Origin of the sequence: Pseudomonas sp. NPDC089996 (assembly GCF_044748405.1) — a bacterium.
GTDB lineage: Bacteria > Pseudomonadota > Gammaproteobacteria > Pseudomonadales > Pseudomonadaceae > Aquipseudomonas.
Window position 1 is genome coordinate 136,969 of sequence record NZ_JBIVGA010000009.1, and the last position, 14,733, is coordinate 151,701.

Below are 14,733 nucleotides of genomic sequence, written 5' to 3' on the forward strand. Positions count from 1 at the left end.
ATCAGTTGATGCTGTAGCCCCGACCACTGAAGCAGGCGCCCAGGGCCCGCCGGTAGTTGCTCGCCACTTCCACGGGCGGCGCATAAGGCGCCGTTGCCGGGTCGAAGCCTGACTGGCTCACGGCCCAGCGGTGGCACTGGTAGCGGTCCTGGTCCTGTTGCTCCTGCCCTTGGCCATACATCGGGTAGGCAATCACATCGTAACCATTGCCGGCCGGGGCTGCCGCTGGCAAGGGTGCAGGTGCCGTGGCGGGTGGGTTGACCACGACGTACTCCTGGCTGTCGGCCAGGTACTGGTAGTAGGTATCGGCCACCAGGAAGAACAGCACGCCACCCAGCCAGACTTCCCGCGCGTAGGAAGGCAGGTAGTTGACCCGCACGCCGTAAGGCGGTGTCACCACCACGTAGCTGCCGCCATGCGGGCGATACCAGTAACCACCGGAATAGAAGTAGTCATTGCCGCGGTACGGCACCTTCCAGTAACGGTCCGGGAAATGATCGATGCTATGCCCTGGGCGATACTGTGGCCCAGGCCCCCAGCCATTGCCGTGGCCGTCCGGGCGCCCCTGCCAGTCGCCACCGGGACGTTGGCCCGGGCCACCGGCCTGCCAGTGACGGTTGTCGCCGTTGTGCCGGGGGACATCCTGGTAGTAGCCCTGCCGCGCAGGCTGGGTCTGCTGCACTTCATCACGCGAATTGAGTGAGCGGCCGGGGCCACCTTCGTTGCCATGCCCCTCGCCCGGCCCTTCGGCCAACACCCCGAGGCTGATGCCCAAGCCCAGCAAACCAACACCTGCCAACTGCCAGATGCGCGACTTCATGTTGTTCCTCACGGTAAAGAAAACGGCATGCTGCCAGTCTACCGCGCGGGTGCCATGGGCAGATGAAATCGCGGCCATTAAAAAAGGGAGGCCATTGGCCTCCCTTTGAGAATTGTCGTCCGTGCTCGGCACTTGTGGCGCCGGCTCACCTCACAGCGTCTTCTGGAAGCTGTGTAGCCCGGGGGCCTGCAGATCCTGTTGGATGGCTGGCCGCGACCGCCCGCCTAGGGCGCGTCGCCGTGGACTGATGTCCGGGCAGTGATTCTGTTGATAAAGATACGGGACAAGGCGCGGCAGAGGATTGCGAAGATTGCTTAGATAAATAGCACTTGCGCAATTTTTAACCCTGGATTGATAATTCACCGCAATCCGAACAGAAAAGGCCTTTCCCATGAGCAAACTTGACCGCTACGACTTGAGCATCCTGGCCGAATTGCAGCGCGATGCGCGCATCTCCAACCAGGAGCTGGCCGAACGCATCGGCCTGTCGCCATCGCCATGCTCGCGTCGGGTCAAGCAACTGGAAGACGACGGTTATATCTCGCGCCAGGTTGCCCTGCTCGACCGCAAAAAGCTCGGCCTGAGCCTGACTGCCTATGTGCTGATCGGCATGGACCGGCACACCCCGGAACGCTTCGAGACATTCGAAGCCGCCATTCGCAACCTGCCGCAGGTGCTCGAGTGCAGCCTGGTCACCGGGATGGATGCCGACTACCAACTCAAGGTGGTGGTGCCGGACATGGATCACTACCAGAAACTGCTGCTAGGTAGCCTGACCCGGATCGAAGGCGTCACCAGCGTGCGCTCGAGCTTCGTGCTCAACCAGGTGCTGGCGAGCACCGAGCTGCCCTTGACTCACCTGCGCTGAACACCCGCTCGCCTGCGTACAATCGCAAGCTCAGCCTGCCTGGAGAACACCGATGGATCCCGCCGTATTCGAAGAGTGGATGATGATCGTACTGGTCACCGTACTGATTGGTTTCATGGGCTTCATCGTCTGGGACCTGGCGAAAAAGTCCAAGGCCGGGCGCTTTGGCACGATGATCCTGTTTTTTGTGCTCGGGCTGGGGGTGCTGGCCTTCATCATCAAGAGCGTGGTGGTGGCGTTTCTCGAAGGGGTTTAAGGCTCAGGATCGCCGGGAGCGCTTTGCGCTCCTTTCGCGACACGAGGCCGCTCCCACATTGACCGGCGTACACTGGCCCATGTGTGTGGCCTTGTGTCGCGATAGGGCCGCAAAGCGGCCCCCGCTAGCGCTGCAATTTCGGCGCGACTTCTCGCCAGCAGCCCTGCTCCAGCCCATCCAGCGCCCAGTCGCCGATCCGCACCCGGACCAGGCGCAAAGTCGGCAGGCCCACTGCTGCAGTCATCCGCCGCACCTGGCGATTACGCCCCTCGCGAATCACCAGCTCCAGCCAGCTGGTCGGCACGCTCTTGCGAAAACGTACCGGCGGATTGCGAGGCCACAGCTCAGGCTCATCGAGGCGCCGGGCTTCAGCAGGCAAGGTAGGCCCGTCATTGAGCGCCACGCCATCGCGCAACCGCTGGATCTGTTCGTCGCTCGCCTCGCCCTCCACCTGCACCCAGTAAGTCTTGGGCAACTTGTGCTTCGGGTCGGCAATGCGGGCCTGCAGCCCGCCATCGTTGGTCAGCAGCAATAAGCCTTCACTGTCACGGTCCAGCCGCCCAGCGGGGTAGATACCCGGGATGTCGATGAAATCCTTGAGGGTCGCGCGCCCTTCACCGTCGCTGAACTGGGTCAGCACATCGAATGGCTTGTTGAACAAAATCAAGCGCGGTTCGGCCGGTGGCGCCTTGGCCTGGCGACGGGGGCCGGCAGGCCGCGCCTGGGGGCGGCGCGGCTTGGAACGGGGTGGCAGTGGCATGGATCCTCAGCGGAACGGCGGCTCATCGAAGCTGCGCAGTTTACGCGAGTGCAACGAATTGAGCTCGGTGCGCAGCAGGTCGAGGGCGGCGATGCCGATTTTCAGGTGCTGGCTGACCGCACGGTTGTAGAAGGCGTTGGCCGAACCCGGCAACTTGATTTCGCTGTGCAGCGGCTTGTCGGAAACGCACAGCAACGTGCCATACGGTACCCGCAGGCGATAGCCCTGGGCTGCGATGGTGCCGCTTTCCATGTCCACCGCCACGGCGCGCGACAGGTTGATCAAGGGTCGCTCCTGGGCCCAGCGCAGCTCCCAGTTGCGGTCGTCGTAGGTCAGCACGGTGCCGGTGCGCAGGCGCTTCTTGAGCTCTTCGCCACGCTCGCCGGTGACTTGCGCGGCAGCTTCCTGCAGCGCCAGCTGCACTTCGGCCAGCGCCGGGATCGGGATGTTCGGCGGCACCACGCGATCGAGTATGCCGTCGCGGCGCATGTAGGCGTGGGCCAGCACGTAGTCGCCAATGGTCTGCGACTGGCGCAGGCCGCCGCAGTGGCCGATCATCAGCCAGCAGTGCGGGCGCAGCACCGCCAGGTGGTCGGTGATGTTCTTGGCGTTGGACGGGCCGACGCCGATGTTGACCAGGGTAACGCCATCACCGTCGCCAGCGATCAGGTGGTAGGCCGGCATCTGGTAGCGGTGCCAGACAACGCTGGCCACCAGGGCCTGGGCTTCGCCGTGGTCCATGCCCTTCTCGATCACCACGTTGCCCGGCAGCACCATACGCACGAAGCGCGGGTCTTCACGCAACTGCTCGAGGCCGTGGCTGATGAACTGGTCGACATAACGGTGGTAGTTGGTCAGCAGGATCCACGGCTGCACGTGGCGCCAGTCGCTGCCGGTGTAGTGCACCAGGCGGCGCAGGGAGAAGTCCACGCGGGCGGCATCGAACAGCGCCAGCGGCAGGGTTGCGGCATTGCCCCAGTCGCACAGGCCATCGGCGATGTCGTCAGTGGCCGCCGACAGGTCGGTGCTGGGGAACACCCGCGCCAGCTCCGCGGCGGTGATGCCGCTGCCGGCCAGCTCGTCGCCCTGGTCAACCACGTAGGGGTACGGGATGTTCTGCTCGCTGACGCCGACTTCCACGGTCACCGTGTAGTCATGCATCAACGGTCGCAGCTGCTCCAGCAGATAACCGCGAAATGCTGCGGGCTGGGTGACGGTGACGCTGTAAGTGCCGGCCACCTGGACCTTGGCATAGGCACGAACTGTGGCGGCGACTTCACCATGGCTGTAGTAGGTCAGGCGCAGTGCCGGGTAACGGTACACGGCGCGCTCATCGGCACCCGGCTCGGTACGGTCCTTCAGGTAACGCTTGAGGGCCTGGCTCAAAGCCCCCGTGGCCTGTTCATGCAGGGCCGCCAGACGGTCGACGGCCTGTTCGGGGGTATCAACGACTACAAAAGCTTGGCTCACACTGGGCTTCCTGTCTGGACATGCATGTCAGCCATCTTGCCTGCCTTTGTGGCTAAATACATCCCCAGTGGTCAGCCGCCATGTTCAACCTGGCCAGGCCGGTGTCGCCCGCGCCACCAGCGCCTCGACATCGATACCACGCGGCAACGCGCCATACACCCGCCCGCCACCGGTCAACCGGCTACCGATGAACGCGTCGCTGACCACGGCATTCCCTGCTTCAAGCAGCAGCTTGGCCTGCAGTGCCAGGGCAATGTCCTCGGTCAACTGCCGTGCCCGGTACTGGATATTGCTGGTATCGGCGAACGCCCCCTTGAGGTTGCCGATATGCGCGGCCAGTCGTGGGTCACCATGCCCGTCGCCGAGTTCGGCGAACAGGGCATCGAGCACGCCGGGCTCCTTGGACAACGCACGCAACACGTCCAGGCATTGCACGTTGCCAGAGCCCTCCCAGGTCGAGTTGACCGGCGCTTCGCGATACAGCCGTGGCAGGATGCTGTCTTCGACATAACCGGCCCCACCCAGGCACTCCGCGGCTTCGTTGATCATTGCCGGTGCGCGCTTGCAGATCCAGTACTTGCCCACCGCCGTGACCAGCCGCGCGAAGTGCGCCTGCTGGGGGTCGTCAAGCTGTTCCAGTGCCTGCCCCATGCGCAGGCTGAGGGCCAACGCCGCTTCGCTTTCAAGGGCCAGGTCGGCCAGCACGTTCTGCATCAGTGGCTGTTCGCTCAGCACCCGGCCACCGACCTTGCGGTGGGCGCAGTGGTGCGCTGCCTGGGTCAGCGCCTGGCGCATCAGCGCGCTGGAGCCGACCATGCAGTCGAAGCGGGTCATGGCGACCATCTCGATGATCGTCGGTACCCCGCGCCCCTCCTCGCCCACCATCCATGCCAGGGCGCCGCGAAACTCCACTTCGCTGGAGGCATTGGAGCTGTTGCCCAGCTTGTTCTTCAGGCGCTGGATGTAGAACTGGTTGCGGCTGTCGTCGGGCCGATGGCGTGGCAGCAGGAAGCAGCTCAGGCCTTTGTCGGTCTGGGCCAGGGTCAGGAAGGCGTCGCACATGGGCGCCGAGCAGAACCACTTGTGCCCGACCAGTTCGTAAGGCTGCCCCGGGCCGGGGCTGCCAACCGGGTAAGCGCGGGTGGTGTTGGCCCGTACGTCGGTGCCCCCCTGCTTTTCGGTCATGGCCATGCCGATGGTCACGCCGACCTTGTGGCGGTCACCGACATTGCGCGGGTCGTAGTCGCGGGCGAGGATCTTCGGCAGCCAGTACTCGGCCAGTTCGGGCTGCAGCCTGAGCGCCGGCACGGCAGCGAAGGTCATGGTCAGCGGGCAGCCGGTACCGGCTTCGGCCTGGCTGTGCAGGTAGGTCATCGATGCCCGCGCCACATGGGCGCCTGGGCGAGGTTCGGCCCAGGGTAATGATGGCAGGCCGTGTTCGACGGCGGTGCGCATCAGCTCGTGGTAGGCGGGGTGGAATTCGACCAAGTCGATGCGATGGCCGTAGCGGTCGTGGCTGCTGAATTCCGGTTTGTGCGCATTGGCGAGGAAGCCTGCAGCCATCAGCGGCCCGCCGGCCAGGGCACCGTAGGCGTCGATCCGAGTTTCGGCCCAACCGGCCCCGAAGCGTCGCGACCATTCCTGCAGCGGCAGGTCGAGGCGGTACAGGTTGGCACCGTCGAGGGGCGGCGGTTGGTTGGTGACTTCGTGGGTTTCAGCGTACTGGTGCAGGTTCATCGGGAGCTCCTGGGGCCGGGTATGCGTGAAAGGGCCAGTGAAGCACTCAATGCGAGGGAGTCAAAGTGGCATTAATGACTAAACATGTGGCGGGGGGGATCTCGGGGATTGGGCGAGGGCTGACAGGTGCCCGCCGGCAGGTTTGCAGCGCCCATGAGATCGAGCGCCGCGCGGGCGGCGCTCGATCTCATGGGCGCTGAACAAAGTGTAAGCACCCGGCTGCCCTGATGCGGCAGATAGCGATCAGAACCGCGTAGCCCCCGACACAGCCCGCCCCGGCGGCACCTGCACCTGTGCAATCGCCACATTCAACGTCAACTCGAACCTGCTCCCCAACCCCCGCGTCGACTCATGGGACAACTTGCCGCCCAACAGATCGGCCAACTGCCGGCAGATCGACAAGCCAATCCCCAACCCGCCATAGCGCCGAGTCATCGAGCCGTCGACCTGGAAGAAACGCTGGTAGAGAATCGCCTGGTCCAGATCATCGAAGCCGATACCGCTGTCGCTGACGGTGAAGCTCAACGCCAGGCAATCGGGGCCAAGGCGGCGGCCACGTACCTGCACCATCACCCCGCCCTGGTGGGTGAACTTCAGGCCGTTGTCCACCAGGCAGCCCAGGCAACGGGCCACTTTCTGCGAATCGCCGAGCAACTCGTCCGGCAACTCGGCCGGGATGTCCAGGCTCAGGTACAGCCCCTTGCCCAGGGCCCTTCCGGCATAGCCGGCGCGCAGGTCCTGCAGCGTGCGCCGCAGGCTGAACGGCAGCGCCTGGGGGCGCATGCGGCCAGCCTGCAGTTCGGTCAAGGTGAGAATGTCGTCAACCATGTCCATCATGCCCTGCGCCGAACCGACCGCCGTGCGGTGGTACTGGGCCATTTCGGCACTCATGGGCAAGGTGTGCATCAGTTCGAGCGAGCCGATCACACCATTCATCGGCGTACGCAGTTCGTGGGTGACGGTGGCGAGGAATTCATCCTTCAGGTGGTTGCTCCTGGCCAGTTGCTGGTTTAGCTGCTCCAACGCCTGGCCGGTGTCACGCAAGGTCTGCGCCTGCTGATCGCGCATGCTGTTGATACGGTCGGCCAGGGCCAGCGACAGCAAGGCCACTTCCAGTGCCGACCCCAGCTGGCTGGCATACATGGTGATGAACAGGTTGGGCAGGTAACCCAGCACCATCAGGGTATTGACCAGCCCACCCAGCAGAAACGCCGTCCAGGCGATGATGAACCAGCGCGCCACCCGCAGGCCACGCACCCAGGCACACAGCCCGGCGGCAAAGATACTGACGGTGAACAGCAAGGCCAGCACCGTGGCCATGCGCAAGGCGATGCCGTAGCGCATGCTGACCGACAACACCATCACCAGCACCCCGCCGAGCATCAATAGCTGCAGCAGCCGGTCGAAGCCACGGCTGATCTTGCCCAATTGCAGGAAATGACGCGCGAACTGGCAACCGAACAGGCCCGCGGCGCCGATGAACAACGGCGTCGCGGCATTGGCCCACCACGGGCTGTCCGGCCAGAAATAGGCGACCCCCGCCCCGTTGACCGACACCTGGTACAAGCCGAACGAGGCAATGTAGAGGATGTAGTAGAGGTAGCTGACATCGCGCACGCTGAGGTAGATGAACAGGTTGTACACCGCCATCACCAGCAGCACGCCGTAGATCATGCCCAACACATAGAGGCGGGTCGGCTGATCTTCCATGTAGGCTTCGGCGGACCACAGCGCCAGCGGGGCCTGCAGCGAACCCTGGCTGTGCAGGCGCAGGTAGACGGTGGTCGATTGGCCGGGCTGCAGGGGCAGTTCGAACAGGTAATTGTTCTGGCGTATCTGACGGCTGTCGTAGGGCAAGGCGTCGCCGGTGCGCTGGGCCAGGCGGAACTCGCCATCGCTGCCCTTCAGGTACAGCTCGATATGGTCCATGGGCGGGTAGGCCAGTTCGAGCAACCACTGGCGCGGCAGCGCGCCGGTAGAGGCGACGTAGTGCAGGTCGATCTTGAGCCAGAACACCGAAGTCGAATAACCGGCGTTCAGCACGTCCTGGTGGTGCGTGCGAAAACGGCTGGCAAAAATGGGCGCACTGACCTGGGCAATGCTGGCGCTGCCATCACGGTCTTCGTAGACCTGCATGACTTTGCCCAATGGAAGGTGCCGGGTCGCCTCGTCGAATTCGACGGCTCCGGCCAGCACGGGCAGCAAGCCCAGAAGCACAATCAGCAAATAGCGCATACAGCCCCAGCATGGCCTGTCCGGTAACGTCGCGATGGCCTCCAATCCTTTTGAGACGACGAAATCCGGCAGCGCCCGTTTGTCGAGTTATCCGAGCACTCTAGCATAGCTTTCAACACCAGCAATGGGCCATTCTGATTTTCAAAGAAAAGGCTCTATTTCAATGCTTTCAGAGATAACACCCAATAAATTTTGACCGATCGATCAACAAATCTGGTTTGTAGGACGATCCGCACAAATGGGTTTGGTGGTAAGCTCGCCGACCATGAATACCTACAGCTCCCGCCCCGTTGTCCTCTGTCTCTCCGGCCACGACCCAAGTGGCGGCGCCGGCTTGCAGGCAGATATCGAAGCCCTGCTCGCCCAAGGCTGTCACGCCGCACCTGCCGTGACCGCCCTGACCGTGCAGGATACCGTGAACGTTTCCGACTTCCGCGTGCTCGACCGCGAGTGGGTATTGGCCCAGGCCAACGCCGTGCTGGCCGACTCCACGGTTGCCGCCGTCAAGCTGGGCATGCTCGGCTCTATCGGCATGGTCGATACCGTCGCCGAACTGCTCGCTGCCCACCCGCACCTGCCGCTGGTCTGCGACCCGGTGTTGCGTGCCGGTGGCGGTGGCCGCCTGGGCAAGGACGAAGTCGGCTATGCCCTGCGCGAACGCCTGCTGCCGCTGGCGACCATCGCCACACCGAACCTGCCAGAAGCGCGCATCCTGGCCGAACTGCCCGAAGGCACTGCCGACGAGTGTGCCGAAAAACTGTTGCCGTTTTGTAAACACCTGCTGATTACCGGTGGCCACGGCGACGAGGATGAAATCCATAACCGCCTGTACAGCCGCGATGGCCAGAGCCACACCTGGACCTGCCAGCGCCTGCCGGGCAGCTACCACGGCTCGGGCTGCACCCTGGCCAGCGCCCTGGCTGGCCGCCTGGCCCTTGGCGAGCAACTGGAAAGCGCGGTGAAAAGCGCCCTGGATTACACCTGGCGCACCCTGCGCGATGCCGAACAGCTGGGCAAGGGCCAGTTCGTCCCACGCCGGCTGCCCCTGGATTTCTGCTCCTGATACGAGGCTTTAAATGAAGCTACGCGGTCTGTACGCGATCACCGACAGCCAGCTGCTCGCCGGCCGTTTCCTGCCCCACGTCGAAGCCGCACTGGAAGGCGGCGTGTGCCTGCTGCAGTACCGCGACAAGAGCGACGATGCCGCCCGCCGCCTGCGCGAGGCCGAAGCGTTGATGCTACTTTGCGAGCGCTACGGCACCCAGCTGGTCATCAACGACGACGCCGAACTGGCTGCGCGCCTGGGCGTCGGCGTGCACCTGGGCCAGACCGACGGCCCGCTGACACCGGCTCGCGCCCTGCTCGGCCGCCAGGCGATCATCGGCTCCACCTGCCACGCCAGCCTCGAACTGGCCGCCCAGGCTGCCAGCGAAGGCGCCAGCTACGTGGCCTTCGGCCGCTTCTTCAATTCCGTCACCAAGCCCGGTGCGCCGGCTGCCAACGTCGATCTGCTGGCGCAGGCCCGTGCCCAGGTGAAACTGCCGATCGCCGTGATCGGTGGCATCACCCTCGACAACGCCGCCCCGCTGATCGACCATGGTGCCGATCTGCTGGCGGTGATCCACGGCCTGTTCGGCGCCGACAGCGCGCAGGAAGTCACCCGCCGCGCCCGCGCCTTCAACGCCCTGTTCGCTTCCTGATTTCGAGAGAAGACCCCATGTCCCGTTCCGAAGCCCTGTTTGCCCAAGCCCAGAAGCACATCCCTGGCGGCGTCAACTCGCCGGTCCGCGCTTTCAAGAGCGTCGGCGGCACCCCACTGTTCTTCAAGCATGCCGAAGGCGCCTATGTCGTCGACGAAGATGACAAGCGCTACGTCGACTATGTCGGCTCGTGGGGCCCGATGATCCTGGGCCACGGCCATCCGGACGTGCTCGGCGCGGTACGCCGCCAGCTGGAGCACGGCCTGTCCTACGGCGCGCCGACCGCGATGGAAACCGAGATGGCCGACCTGGTCTGCTCGCTGGTGCCATCGATGGAAATGGTACGCATGGTCAGCTCCGGCACGGAAGCGACCATGAGCGCTATCCGCCTGGCCCGTGGCTACACCGGCCGTGACGCCATCATCAAGTTCGAGGGCTGCTACCACGGCCACTCCGACAGCCTGCTGGTCAAGGCCGGTTCCGGCCTGCTGACTCAAGGCGTGCCGAGCTCGGCCGGCGTGCCGGCGGACTTCGCCAAGCACACCCTGACCCTGCCATTCAACGACATCGCCGCCGTCGAGAAGACCCTGGCCGACGTGGGCCAGACTGTGGCCTGCATCATCGTCGAACCGGTGGCCGGCAACATGAACTGCGTGCCACCGGCACCTGGCTTCCTCGAAGGCCTGCGCGAGCAGTGCGACAAGCATGGCGTAGTGCTGATCTTCGACGAAGTGATGACCGGTTTCCGCGTGTCGCTCGGCGGCGCCCAGGGCCATTACGGGATCAAGCCGGACTTGTCGACCTTCGGCAAGATCGTTGGCGGCGGCATGCCGGTGGGCTGCTTCGGTGGCAAACGCGAAATCATGGGCTGCATCGCCCCGCTGGGCCCGGTCTACCAGGCCGGTACGCTGTCTGGCAACCCGCTGGCCATGGCCGCAGGCCTGACCACCCTGAAGCTGATCAGCCGCCCAGGCTTCCATGACGAACTGACCGTCTTCACCAGCCGCATGCTCGATGGCCTGCAACAACGCGCCGATGCCGCTGGCGTACCGTTCGTCACCACCCAGGCGGGTGCCATGTTCGGCCTGTACTTCAGCGGCGCCGACGACATCGTCACCTTCGACGACGTGATGGCCAGCGATGCCGAACGCTTCAAGCGCTTCTTCCATCTGATGCTCGACGGTGGCGTGTACCTGGCACCAAGCGCGTTCGAAGCGGGCTTCACGTCGATCGCCCATGGTGATAAAGAGCTGCAGATTACCCTGGACGCAGCTGAAAAGGCCTTTGCAGCGCTGAAGTGATTGCGAGACTGTGCCGGCCTCTGTGGGAGCGGGCTTGCCCGCGAAGAGGCCGGCACAGGCAAAAAATCCCACTGCACAAGCAGTAATCTTCCCCGCCCAGACAGAAATTCGCGTAAAACTTTGTAAGGTTGGCGCTGCTTATCCCATAATGTGCCACCAGAGACATTGGCCGCAGCTTTGCAGAGGTAAGTCGATCCCCATGAACCGCACCGGCCGCGCCCTGACCTTGGGCTGCCTGTTGCTTCTTCAGCCCCTGCTGGCCCTGGCGGAGGGCGGTAACTCGTTGCTGATTCCGGCAACGGGGCGCTGCACGCTCAATGTTCAGCCACAAGACCTGCAGAACGCGCTGAAAGCCTGCGAGGAAACAGCGGCGACCGGGGACGCCCAGGCACAGTTCGAGCTTGGCGAGTACTACTACACGCTGACGCCCAAAGACCTGAAAAAGGCCCTGGACTGGTTCGAAAAGGCCTCGCTGCAAGGCCACGCCGAAGCCCAGTACCGCCTTGGCGCCATGTTCTTCCATGGCGAAGGGGTCAAGGCCAACAACGTGCAGGCCTATATCCTGCTGAAGATGGCCGCGGTGAACGGCGCCGAAGATGCGCTGGACATGGCTGACGAAGTGACCGAGCAGATGCCGCGTGACGAGCTGGAGCACGCCACTCAGGTGCTTGGCCAGATCTTCCGCAAATACCTGCTGGAGCTGCAGAACGCCGAAGGGCGTACGCCGTTCTCGCCACTCCCCTGAACCTTACTTCTCCGGCATCGGCATGGGGAACGGCATCACGTTTCCGCTGGCCCTGGCCTCGCTGATCTTGGCTGTGCCCAGGCGCTCCACTTCATCGATACGTACGATCGAATGCACCGGCACGAAGCTGCGGATCACCCCTTCGAACTGGTTTTTGAGTTTTTCTTCGCTCGGGTCGACCACCACCTGGGTGCGCTCGCCGAAGACGAACTCTTCGATTTCCAGAAAGCCCCACAGGTCGCTCTGGTAGATCTGCTTGGCATACATCTCGAAGACCTGCCCCTGGTTGAGGAAGATCACTTTATAGATGGCGGGTTCGCGTTTGCTCATGTTCGGAGGGATAACACATGCGTAAGAAAAGGCGTGCATCATAGCAGAGCAGGCCCTGGCCCGCGCAGGTACACAGCCTGTACCAACCCTTGATCGTTTCAGTGCTTTCGCCACTGCCGTTCAAGGGTTATTCTTGAGTTCACATCCATTGCCGTCGAGCGGCTAAAAACGACCTTGAACGCACCCATACAACCCCATCGTTTCATCCTCGAACCTTTCGAGGCCCACCGTTTCGCCAACTTGTGCGGCCAGTTCGACGAGCACCTGCGCCTGATCGAACAGCGCCTGGCCATTGAAATCCGCAACCGCGGCAATCAATTCGAGCTGATCGGCGAACCCAAGACCACTTCCGCTGCCGAGCAACTGCTGCGCCGTCTCTATCGCGAGACCAAGGCGAGTGACCTTTCGCCGGAAACCGTGCACCTGTATCTGCAGGAGTCGACGGTGGAGAACATCGACAACCCGGCGGTCAATGAGGTCAGCGTCTCGCTGCGCACGCGCAAGGGCAATATCCGCCCGCGCGGGGTCAACCAGCAGCGCTACGTCAAGGAAATCCTGGCCAACGACATCAATTTCGGCATCGGCCCGGCCGGTACCGGCAAGACCTACCTGGCCGTGGCCTGCGCCGTCGACGCCCTGGAGCGTGAGCAGGTGCGCCGCATCCTGCTGGTGCGCCCGGCGGTCGAGGCGGGCGAGAAGCTCGGCTTCCTGCCTGGCGACCTGGCCCAGAAGATCGACCCGTACCTGCGCCCGCTGTACGACGCACTGTACGAAATGCTCGGCTTCGAGCACGTGGCCAAGCTGATCGAGCGCCAGGTGATCGAGATCGCCCCACTGGCCTACATGCGCGGCCGCACCCTGAACAACAGCTTCATCATCCTCGACGAGAGCCAGAACACCACGCTCGAGCAGATGAAGATGTTCCTCACCCGCATCGGCTTCGGTTCGACCGCGGTGATCACCGGTGACATCACCCAGGTCGACCTGCCGCGTGGCACCAAGTCGGGCCTGGCCCATGTGATCGAAGTACTCAGGGACGTACCGGGGATCAGTTTCACCCACTTCCAACCCAAAGATGTGGTTCGTCACCCACTGGTGCAGCGTATCGTCGAGGCCTATGACCGCTTCGAAGGCCGCCAGGCCAAGCCCGAGGCGCCCGGCAAAGATGCTTGAACTTGACCTGCAACGGGCCACGGATGCTGCCGCCCCGGATGACGCTGCTTTCCTCCGCTGGTGCGAACTGGCCTTGCGCCAGCGCACGGCTGATTCGGAAATGACCATTCGCCTGGTCGACGAAGCAGAGGGCCGCGAACTCAACCACACCTACCGGCACAAAGACTACGCGACCAACGTGCTGTCGTTCCCGGCCGACGTGCCCGATGAACTGCTCGATATCCCGCTGCTGGGCGACCTGGTGATCTGCGTGCCGGTGGTCGAGCGCGAAGCGGCCGAACAGGGCAAGTCGCTGGAAGCGCACTGGGCACACCTGGTCATCCACGGCTGCCTGCACCTGCTCGGCTACGACCACATCGAAGACGATGAGGCCGAAGAGATGGAAGCACTGGAACGGGAATTGCTGGCAGAACTGGGTCACCCCGACCCGTACGCCGACGATGAAAACGAACCTCTCACACACTGATACACCAAGGATCACGAGAACCGCCATGAGCGAAGATCGATCGAGCAACGGGCAGAAGTCCTGGCTGGGTAAACTGACCCAGGCTTTTGCCCATGAGCCGAAAAACCGTCAGGAGCTCCTCGAGCTGCTGCGCGAAGCCCATCAGAACAAGCTGCTCGACAGCGAAGCGCTGACCATCGTCGAGGGTGCCATCCAGGTTGCTGACCTGCAGGTTCGCGACATCATGGTCCCGCGTTCGCAGATGATCAGCATCAAGGCGACCCAATCGCCGCGCGAGTTCCTCCCGGCGGTCATCGAAGCCGCCCACTCGCGCTACCCGGTGATCGGCGAAAGCCATGACGATGTGCTCGGGATCCTGCTGGCCAAGGACCTGCTGCCGCTGATCCTCAAGGAGAACGGCGACAGCTTCAACATCAAGGACCTGCTGCGCCCGGCCACCTTCGTGCCGGAGTCCAAGCGCCTGAACGTGCTGCTGCGCGAGTTCCGCGCCAACCACAACCACATGGCCATCGTCATCGACGAATACGGCGGCGTGGCGGGCCTGGTGACCATCGAGGACGTGCTGGAGCAGATCGTCGGTGACATCGAGGACGAGCATGACGTCGAAGAAGACAGCTACATCAAGCCGCTGCCCAGCGGTGACTTCCTGGTCAAGGCGCTGACCCCGATCGACAACTTCAACGAGTTCTTCGACAGCGAATTCTCGGATGACGAGTTCGACACCGTTGGCGGCCTGGTGATGAGCGCCTTCGGCCACCTGCCCAAGCGCAACGAGACCACCGAGATCGGCGCCTACAAGTTTCGTATTCTCAATGCCGACAGCCGGCGGATACACTTGCTGCGCCTGACCCCGATCACCCGCTAAGGACAAA

15 protein-coding genes are annotated in these 14,733 nt (G+C 63.5%); 9 read left to right on the forward strand and 6 right to left on the reverse strand.

Going from position 1 to position 14,733, the window contains the following annotated elements; all coding sequences use genetic code 11:
- Position 1: 1 nt before the first annotated feature.
- On the reverse strand, positions 2-820 hold the full coding sequence (locus ACIPW4_RS17365; protein WP_400659934.1) for a DUF6515 family protein: 819 nt from the start codon (positions 818-820) through the stop codon (positions 2-4).
- A 391-nt stretch (positions 821-1,211) separates the two neighbouring features.
- Between ACIPW4_RS17365 and ACIPW4_RS17370 the strand changes: the two genes are divergently transcribed.
- Together ACIPW4_RS17370 and ACIPW4_RS17375 are read left to right on the forward strand one after the other, a co-directional pair.
- The gene (locus ACIPW4_RS17370) at positions 1,212-1,688 is read left to right on the forward strand and encodes an Lrp/AsnC family transcriptional regulator (RefSeq protein WP_003249795.1); all 477 of its coding nucleotides are present in this window, start codon (positions 1,212-1,214) and stop codon (positions 1,686-1,688) included.
- Positions 1,689-1,740: 52 nt separating this feature from the next.
- On the forward strand, positions 1,741-1,944 hold the full coding sequence (locus ACIPW4_RS17375) for a DUF2788 domain-containing protein (protein ID WP_027917747.1): 204 nt from the start codon (positions 1,741-1,743) through the stop codon (positions 1,942-1,944).
- A gap of 124 nt (positions 1,945-2,068) precedes the next feature.
- Here ACIPW4_RS17375 and ACIPW4_RS17380 read toward each other — a convergent pair whose 3' ends face one another.
- The 4 genes from ACIPW4_RS17380 to ACIPW4_RS17395 form a co-directional block, all read right to left on the reverse strand.
- Entirely contained in the window at positions 2,069-2,704 is a 636-nt protein-coding gene (locus ACIPW4_RS17380; RefSeq protein WP_400659935.1) for a pseudouridine synthase, read from the reverse strand.
- A 6-nt stretch (positions 2,705-2,710) separates the two neighbouring features.
- On the reverse strand, positions 2,711-4,174 hold the full coding sequence (gene amn, locus ACIPW4_RS17385; protein WP_400659938.1) for an AMP nucleosidase: 1,464 nt from the start codon (positions 4,172-4,174) through the stop codon (positions 2,711-2,713).
- Positions 4,175-4,258: 84 nt separating this feature from the next.
- Positions 4,259-5,911, reverse strand: coding sequence for an acyl-CoA dehydrogenase family protein (locus ACIPW4_RS17390; RefSeq protein WP_400659940.1), 1,653 nt, complete (start codon positions 5,909-5,911; stop codon positions 4,259-4,261).
- Between the two features lie 243 nt (positions 5,912-6,154).
- On the reverse strand, positions 6,155-8,146 hold the full coding sequence (locus ACIPW4_RS17395) for a 7TM diverse intracellular signaling domain-containing protein (RefSeq protein WP_400659943.1): 1,992 nt from the start codon (positions 8,144-8,146) through the stop codon (positions 6,155-6,157).
- Between the two features lie 265 nt (positions 8,147-8,411).
- Between ACIPW4_RS17395 and ACIPW4_RS17400 the strand changes: the two genes are divergently transcribed.
- The 4 genes from ACIPW4_RS17400 to ACIPW4_RS17415 all read left to right on the forward strand — a co-directional run bounded on the left by ACIPW4_RS17400 (position 8,412) and on the right by ACIPW4_RS17415 (position 11,892).
- The gene (locus ACIPW4_RS17400; RefSeq protein ID WP_400660170.1) at positions 8,412-9,209 is read left to right on the forward strand and encodes a hydroxymethylpyrimidine/phosphomethylpyrimidine kinase; all 798 of its coding nucleotides are present in this window, start codon (positions 8,412-8,414) and stop codon (positions 9,207-9,209) included.
- Between the two features lie 13 nt (positions 9,210-9,222).
- Entirely contained in the window at positions 9,223-9,846 is a 624-nt protein-coding gene (thiE, locus tag ACIPW4_RS17405; protein ID WP_400659944.1) for a thiamine phosphate synthase, read from the forward strand.
- Positions 9,847-9,863: 17 nt separating this feature from the next.
- Positions 9,864-11,147 (forward strand): glutamate-1-semialdehyde 2,1-aminomutase, encoded by a 1,284-nt coding sequence (gene hemL / locus ACIPW4_RS17410; RefSeq protein WP_400659946.1) that lies wholly within the window; start codon positions 9,864-9,866, stop codon positions 11,145-11,147.
- A 199-nt stretch (positions 11,148-11,346) separates the two neighbouring features.
- Complete coding sequence (locus tag ACIPW4_RS17415; RefSeq protein ID WP_400659949.1) at positions 11,347-11,892, forward strand: tetratricopeptide repeat protein; 546 nt, start codon at positions 11,347-11,349, stop codon at positions 11,890-11,892.
- Between the two features lie 3 nt (positions 11,893-11,895).
- Here ACIPW4_RS17415 and ACIPW4_RS17420 read toward each other — a convergent pair whose 3' ends face one another.
- Complete coding sequence (locus tag ACIPW4_RS17420) at positions 11,896-12,222, reverse strand: DUF1820 family protein (protein ID WP_400659951.1); 327 nt, start codon at positions 12,220-12,222, stop codon at positions 11,896-11,898.
- A 174-nt stretch (positions 12,223-12,396) separates the two neighbouring features.
- On the opposite strand from ACIPW4_RS17420, the gene ACIPW4_RS17425 reads away from it, so the two are divergent.
- The 3 genes from ACIPW4_RS17425 to ACIPW4_RS17435 are packed head-to-tail and all read left to right on the forward strand — an operon-like array spanning position 12,397 to position 14,726.
- A complete protein-coding gene (locus ACIPW4_RS17425; RefSeq protein ID WP_400659953.1) occupies positions 12,397-13,395 on the forward strand; it encodes a PhoH family protein in 999 nt (332 codons plus the stop codon).
- Positions 13,388-13,861 carry an rRNA maturation RNase YbeY gene (ybeY, locus tag ACIPW4_RS17430; RefSeq protein WP_400659955.1) on the forward strand — a complete coding sequence of 158 codons (474 nt, stop codon included), beginning with the start codon at positions 13,388-13,390 and terminating at the stop codon, positions 13,859-13,861. The genes ACIPW4_RS17425 and ybeY overlap by 8 nt, the downstream gene beginning before the upstream one ends.
- A gap of 25 nt (positions 13,862-13,886) precedes the next feature.
- The gene (locus ACIPW4_RS17435; RefSeq protein ID WP_400659958.1) at positions 13,887-14,726 is read left to right on the forward strand and encodes an HlyC/CorC family transporter; all 840 of its coding nucleotides are present in this window, start codon (positions 13,887-13,889) and stop codon (positions 14,724-14,726) included.
- Positions 14,727-14,733 lie beyond the last annotated feature (7 nt).

Bases quoted from the DNA above. Each gene is read 5' to 3' on its own strand.
- ybeY (WP_400659955.1), top strand. From the start codon at position 13,388: ATGCTTGAACTTGACCTGCAACGGGCCACGGATGCTGCCGCCCCGGAT.
- ACIPW4_RS17415 (WP_400659949.1), top strand. From the start codon at position 11,347: ATGAACCGCACCGGCCGCGCCCTGACCTTGGGCTGCCTGTTGCTTCTT.
- ACIPW4_RS17435 (WP_400659958.1), top strand. From the start codon at position 13,887: ATGAGCGAAGATCGATCGAGCAACGGGCAGAAGTCCTGGCTGGGTAAA.
- ACIPW4_RS17400 (WP_400660170.1), top strand. From the start codon at position 8,412: ATGAATACCTACAGCTCCCGCCCCGTTGTCCTCTGTCTCTCCGGCCAC.
- ACIPW4_RS17420 (WP_400659951.1), bottom strand. From the start codon at position 12,222: ATGAGCAAACGCGAACCCGCCATCTATAAAGTGATCTTCCTCAACCAG.
- ACIPW4_RS17365 (WP_400659934.1), bottom strand. From the start codon at position 820: ATGAAGTCGCGCATCTGGCAGTTGGCAGGTGTTGGTTTGCTGGGCTTG.
- ACIPW4_RS17390 (WP_400659940.1), bottom strand. From the start codon at position 5,911: ATGAACCTGCACCAGTACGCTGAAACCCACGAAGTCACCAACCAACCG.
- hemL (WP_400659946.1), top strand. From the start codon at position 9,864: ATGTCCCGTTCCGAAGCCCTGTTTGCCCAAGCCCAGAAGCACATCCCT.
- ACIPW4_RS17375 (WP_027917747.1), top strand. From the start codon at position 1,741: ATGGATCCCGCCGTATTCGAAGAGTGGATGATGATCGTACTGGTCACC.
- thiE (WP_400659944.1), top strand. From the start codon at position 9,223: ATGAAGCTACGCGGTCTGTACGCGATCACCGACAGCCAGCTGCTCGCC.
- ACIPW4_RS17395 (WP_400659943.1), bottom strand. From the start codon at position 8,146: ATGCGCTATTTGCTGATTGTGCTTCTGGGCTTGCTGCCCGTGCTGGCC.
- ACIPW4_RS17380 (WP_400659935.1), bottom strand. From the start codon at position 2,704: ATGCCACTGCCACCCCGTTCCAAGCCGCGCCGCCCCCAGGCGCGGCCT.
- ACIPW4_RS17370 (WP_003249795.1), top strand. From the start codon at position 1,212: ATGAGCAAACTTGACCGCTACGACTTGAGCATCCTGGCCGAATTGCAG.